Here is a 6,021-nt window from a genome sequence, read left to right on the forward strand (position 1 = left end):
GCGCTGTGTCATGGATCTACCCAGGGTTGATTGCCGTGAAGTGACCAGCGATTCATCGCGTCGACCTGGCTAGACGACGTATCCGGTCAGCTACGTCGGGGTCCGATAGTTGTCCCCTCAGGCCCACCACCAGTTCTACCTGCCACGTTTCGGGCACCCAAGGTTTCAAGATCGAACCCGTCGCCCACTAGAAGTGAGCGGTTCTAGTGAGTTCCGGATCAGCCACTATCTCCGGCGATCAGCGCGGGCGCCCCGTTGTTGACGGCCGCGATAGCAAGGTAGCGAGATCGTCGGAGTAGCGCCGAGGCAAGCGGCTCAGGCAGGAGCGTCTCCACTGCTGGCCGGAGCTGGTTGTAGAAGCCCGGACCGCGCCACACGATCTCGATGTCGTTGTGACGGACGAGCAGATCCATTGCGGCGAGCCGACGTGAGACCAGGACCCCGCCGCCGAGCGGCGCCTGCCAAATTCACCCGGCCGCCGGTTACCGGCTGGAGAATGGCGGGACTAGGTCTCAGACGTTGGTTGGGCCGGGGAGGTCTGATTGGGAGGCTGCTCCACTGGATCTAGAGGTCCGGTGTGATGCCGACGATTACGGTTAGATCAATAAGCAAGTGGCCAAACAGTTCTGGCTGATCGACAAGAGGCGCTGTTCCGCAATTCTTATGATTGATTTGTGACGGTTGTCGCTTTCATGTTCAGCCCGAGCTCGGCACTTGGCTACTCACAGGACGAGGCGATCTGTGCCCACCTAGTGCGGGAGTTGATTGGCGAGGCGCATTGTGGCCGACCGGTGAGCGCTGTGATCCGGAGCGGCGGCTTGCTGCTCCACAACTTTGCCTACCGACGTGTGGAAGTAAGCGAGATCGAGTCGGTCAACGGTCGGCCGGCATTCGGGTGGTTAGAGCAAGCGAAGATCCAAACATGGCGGTATCTGCTCGCCGACTTTATGGAGCTCACGAGCAAGAGCTGGCATCATGGAAATGTGTGGGCGCTCAACGTTGCCCTGCAAAAGCTGCATGTCGAAGTCTATTCAGTCGGTCCGATAGAGCTCGATGCAGCCGAGCGGATCCATCGGCGCCTTACGGAGATCGACGGCTACATCGGGTGTGTCGAGCTAGATCTCGGACATCTGGTCATCTACCAGACCTGCTGGTCGGGGTTGGGGGACCGATTTCAGGTAATTGACACCGAACTTGGATTTCTCGATTCATGGGGCATGCCTGAGGAAGAACGCTGGCCGCTGGATGTGGCCGGTCGATGGTGGCATACGGTTGGTGCGTCGGCGATGTACTGGACTTGGATTGATGACGAGTCTTACCCGCATCCTCCCGCAGTTTGTGCGGCTCCGGACTCTGATCGTGGGGCTGCGGCGCGGTCCGCCTTGATTCGCCTCACGTGGGCTACACCTCTCGAACGTCTGGTGGACGCGATTCGCCCCAGTGAGCTGCCTCTCGACACGAAGTCCTTTTCCGCCGAGAAGCTCCCCGGAGCCGAGGATGCTGTCATCCCACCAGAGAAGCTGTACGGATACGCCCTGAACCTCGACCATCCGGACGGTGGCCCGAAGGCGCGAAACTTCCGGGATCTGTTGGGGATTCTTGCCACGGATTGGCGGTTTCTTGCAGAACAGCTGCGGCGAGGAGTTCTCCGCGCGCCGGCCTTTCGAAGCGTGTCGCGGACTGATTTCGGTGTGCGATTCGACGTCATCACCGTGGTCAAGGGGCGCAATGGTGCGATAAAGCCAGTGCTGTCTGCGTGGATCGTTCGGCCCGGCGAGCCACCGACTCTGACGACCACATTCATCGCAAAGCGCGGCACATATCTCCCGGCAACGAGTATTGACGAAGTCCCAATCATTTTGCCAGACAAGAGGACAGACTGGCAGCTACTCTGGAAGATCGCGGTCGCGGCAGCAACAGAAGCAACGGAACTGACAGTGCCGGAGCCGATATGCGTCACCTCTGGGCACGATGGGCCGGCAGAGTGGTTTCTTGACGGCGCTGAGGGCTTCGCAATGGTTCGCGTACTTGACGCTCGACGCGGCTTTGCACGCTGGCTGCGACAGTCGGGTAACGGAGAAGCCGGTTATCGGCCGGGTACCTACCTTCATGCGCCGGACCGGGGCTACGACAAGAGCGTTGCGTGGGCCAACGCGCTTGCAGAAATCCTCGACTGGCACGGTGTGAACTGTGAGGTCACTGCGTCCATGACCTAGTTCGTGTCCCCGCGTATTCAACCGGTGTCTGGCTTTGGCGGTCGACGAGGGCCCCATCGAAAGCATGGCAGTTCTGTGGCCGGACGATAGGATTGATCTCGTCCAGCCCTCCGGCAACAACTGGGATGTCGCTTTTCAAAGTGTCTCGGATCCTCCCTCGCGGAGGAGACAGGTAGTCGCATCCCCGGCTATCCCTCTGAGTCTTTGACTTCGACGCTGACCCTCTTCGCATGCATTACCGACACGTCGCTTGCTACCGCTTTCTCGGGTTTAACGAGCGCAAGATTGTCCCACGACCACCCAGATTTCGCACCAGTCCCGTCTGTAAGCCACCCATCGAAAAACTCGCCGAGAACACCAGCCGGCGGATGAAACCTTGAGTCTGCTGCGGCTGTACCGTCGATCTGTCCCGGCACTGGATTGAGGCCGACGATCATGGCATCGCGCTCCCAGTGCCCGCGTAAACAGGTTTCGATCTTTGGAACCTCGCGGAGGTAATCAGTGACCAACGTGGCTGGCTTGATCGCAACCAGCAACGGGCGCGGGCCATCAACGACGAGGTCGGGGATGTAACGATCGCCGTCGAGAGGCTCGTACGTCGTTCGCCATCCAATCTGCTCAAAAAAGACCGCCCATCGCGCTTCGAGCCGGGAACGGTACTCGATGCCTTTGTAGACGGTGGGGCAGGCCTTCATCGCGCGATTTTACGACCACGGGCAGTCGCACTAGCGACCGAGGTAAGGCGCCGCGTCTGTCCGCAATCGAGGTTCTAACCGGAGGTCGACCTGGACAAATGGGATATCCGCTCGGCAATGTGTGGATTCGATAGTTCTCCCCTTAGCTCCACAGCACGCAAACCCGCTCGGAACTCGCTTCCGGGCGGGTTTTCTGCTTTCTGGGGACCGGGTCCGGTGTGCCGACCCGCTCGTGCTGAGCAAATGCACAGCAATCGGCAGACGCCGCGGTGAACCTCGGGTAGCTTGCGCTACATGTCCTTGGAGTTGGCCGCGTTCTTCCGGACGACTCTGCCGCTCGACCTGAACGGCGTCGCGGCGCTCGATGACGGTCGCTATCACTCCCTGTGGATGCCCGATCACCTCGTGAGTTTCTGGCCGGACTCGATCTGGACACCCGAGTTCACCGATCTCGCCGAAGTGTCGCCGTCGCCGCACCGCTACCTGGACACCCTCACCCTCGCCGGTGCCGTCGCGGCGCGCACGACACGCACCCGGCTCGCCACCAGCGTGCTCGACACCGTCCGCCGCCACCCGGTGATGCTGGCCCAATCGGCACTGACCCTGAGCCACCTCTCGGAAGGCCGCTTCATCCTCGGACTCGGCGCCGGCGAGCGGGAGAACCTGGCTCCCTACGGATTCGACGACAGAGGCAGGGTCGGTCGGTTCGGCGAGGCGCTCCGGCTGATCCGGCTGCTGTGGGACACCGACGGCCCGATCGATTTCGCCGGTGAGTACTTCACGCTCGAGCACGCTCGGCTGGACACCGATCTTCACCGCACCGGCCCGCCACCGATCTGGATCGGGGCCAACGGTCCCCGCATGCTGCGACTGGCCGGTGAATTCGGCGACGGCTGGTGGCCGACGGGCAGCGCGGGACCGGAGACCTATGCCGGCCAGCTGGCCTGCATCCGGGAGTCGGCCGAACGGGCCGGACGCGACCCGCAGGCGATCACCCCGGCGAAGATGGTGGTCTGCCTCATCGGCGAACCCGACGAACTGAACGCCATCCTGCAACGCCCGCTGGTGAAGTCGCTGGTGCTGCAACTGACGGCCGACGTACTGGCCGCCGCCGGGCACCGTCATCCGATGGGGGAGCGCTGGCGCGGCATCCAGGACATCGACCCCCGCGTGCTGACCCGCGACAGGCTGCTCCGGCTCTTCGAGGACGTCGACCCGGCCGCGATCCTGTCTGTCGTTCCGCACGGCACGCCCAAGCAGGTCGCCGGGCAGATCGCCGAGTTCGGCGAGGCGGGCGCCCGGGTGGTGTCCGTACTCGACTACAGCGGAATGGCCGGGCAGGCCTACGCCGCGGAGTCGGCACGCAAGGTTCGTGAGGTCGAGGACGCATTGCTACAGCGCACAGGAAGCACACCATGACAATCTTGGACGCGGACCTCCTCATCGCCGACGCGCGGGACGCGACGGGGTTCACCGACTTCGCTGACGACACCCTGCCCGGGCGGGTGGCATCGGTGGTCGACAAGCTGAACAGCGCCGGCCTCGGCGACACAGGTTCGCGGGCAGCCGCTTCCACGATCGCCGGACTGCTGACCAGCAGGCTGCAGTTCGTTGCCGACCGCGCCCGCCTACCGCTGGCCGCGGAGCGGATCACCGCCCCGCTCTTCGCCACCGGCGAGCCACGGTCGGGTACGACGCTGCTGCATGCCCTGCTCGCCGAGGACGAGGATTCGCGCGCGCTGCGATTCTGGGAGGTGATGTACCCCTCGCCGCCACCGGGCCCGGCTGACGCCGACGACCCGCGCCGGGCGCAGGCCGACGCCGACTGGCGGGAGATCCTCGACCGCATCCCGCCGTGGATCGTCAGCCACCCCTACAACGATCTGCTCGGTGCCGGGCTGCCCGAATGTGAACGCACGTGGGCCTTCGACTTCCGTGCGACGAACCCGAGCGCCTGGTGGCGGGTTCCGCTCACAATCCAGAACTTCGACCAAGACCATCACGCGCAGTACGCCCTGCATCACATGATGCTGCAGCACATCCAGTACACCCGCGCACCGAAGCGATGGGTGCTCAAGGGTTTTCACGGCCGGCGCCTGCGGGCGTTGTTCGACACCTACCCCGACGCCCGGATCGTCTGGGTGCATCGCGACCCGGTGCAGGTGCTTGCCTCACAGATCGTGGCCTTCGGGCAGATCAACGAGAGCCTCGCCGGGACGCTGGACTGGGATCAGTACGCCAAGAACACGATCGAGGGTTCGCGGGCCAATTTCCACGCCTACCTCAACGACCCACTGGTCGACGACCCGCGCATCCACCACGTCCGCTACCGCGACTTCGTCACCGATCCGGTCGCCACGATCGGCGGCTTCTACGACTTCGCCGGAGTGCCGTTGCCCGCCACCGCCGAGAAGGCGATGCGTGACTACCTGGTGACCAACCGCGGTGACCGGTACGGCAAATTCACCTACTCCACCGACGTCCTGCCGGTCCCCGTGCCGGAACTGCACCGAGAATTCGCCGCCTACCGAGAGCGGTTCGGCATCGACATCGAGACGAGGCGCTGATGGCGTTCGGGGACAGCACAGACGACGAGGCGCTGCGTGCCGCGTGGGACGAATTCTGCGACCGGCTCAAGGCTGCCGGAGATCTGGCCTTCAAGGACACCTCGCCCGCGGATGCCCTGCAGCGTGCCGACGCCTTCCGCTACCTGACGCAGAACCTCGGGCAGGCCTACGACCTCGCGCTGGAGACCAAGGACACCCGGTATCCGATGATCCACCCGTTCTGCGGGCCGACCCGCAAGCTCGGCGGCGACAATGCCGACTTCGTCTATCTGCAGGCGTGGATCGACGGCGCCTCGACGTACCGGATTACCGGTGACCGCGGCACCGCGCGTTTCATCAACTTCACCGTGCAGGGGCCGCGACCCGACAAGGACGTCTACTACGGCGCCGATCACCCGAACCTGCACGAGCCCTTCGGCGACACCCCCGAAGCGAACATCACCGGTGACGACCTCGTCGCCGAGCCCGACGGCAGCTTCGTCCTCTACGTCGGTGGTGCACGGCGAGAACCGAATTGGCTTCCGACCACACCCGGATCCCGCA

Annotated in this window: 5 protein-coding genes and 1 pseudogene; 4 read left to right on the forward strand and 2 right to left on the reverse strand. The window is 63.8% G+C overall.

Features of this window, described 5'->3' with window-relative positions:
- Positions 1-218: 218 nt before the first annotated feature.
- On the reverse strand, positions 219-413 hold the full coding sequence (locus tag AC1DTF_RS31895; RefSeq protein ID WP_477476970.1) for a hypothetical protein: 195 nt from the start codon (positions 411-413) through the stop codon (positions 219-221).
- Positions 414-674: 261 nt separating this feature from the next.
- On the opposite strand from AC1DTF_RS31895, the gene AC1DTF_RS31900 reads away from it, so the two are divergent.
- Positions 675-2,216 carry a DUF6883 domain-containing protein gene (locus AC1DTF_RS31900; protein ID WP_477476971.1) on the forward strand — a complete coding sequence of 514 codons (1,542 nt, stop codon included), beginning with the start codon at positions 675-677 and terminating at the stop codon, positions 2,214-2,216.
- A gap of 188 nt (positions 2,217-2,404) precedes the next feature.
- Here AC1DTF_RS31900 and AC1DTF_RS31905 read toward each other — a convergent pair whose 3' ends face one another.
- Positions 2,405-2,911, reverse strand: a complete 507-nt coding sequence (locus AC1DTF_RS31905; RefSeq protein ID WP_477476972.1) for a hypothetical protein — start codon at positions 2,909-2,911, stop codon at positions 2,405-2,407.
- A 294-nt stretch (positions 2,912-3,205) separates the two neighbouring features.
- On the opposite strand from AC1DTF_RS31905, the gene AC1DTF_RS31910 reads away from it, so the two are divergent.
- The 3 genes and pseudogenes from AC1DTF_RS31910 to AC1DTF_RS31920 form a co-directional block, all read left to right on the forward strand.
- Positions 3,206-4,330: an LLM class flavin-dependent oxidoreductase gene (locus AC1DTF_RS31910; RefSeq protein ID WP_477476973.1), complete on the forward strand. Its 1,125-nt coding sequence runs from the start codon at positions 3,206-3,208 to the stop codon at positions 4,328-4,330.
- Positions 4,327-5,478, forward strand: a complete 1,152-nt coding sequence (locus AC1DTF_RS31915) for a sulfotransferase family protein (RefSeq protein WP_477476974.1) — start codon at positions 4,327-4,329, stop codon at positions 5,476-5,478. Before AC1DTF_RS31910 ends, AC1DTF_RS31915 begins: the two co-directional genes overlap by 4 nt.
- A pseudogene (locus tag AC1DTF_RS31920) lies at positions 5,478-6,021 on the forward strand (DUF1214 domain-containing protein); the annotation flags it as partial. The gene AC1DTF_RS31915 and the pseudogene AC1DTF_RS31920, both read left to right, overlap by 1 nt.

This window comes from Mycobacterium sp. P4_H6, assembly GCF_056400845.1.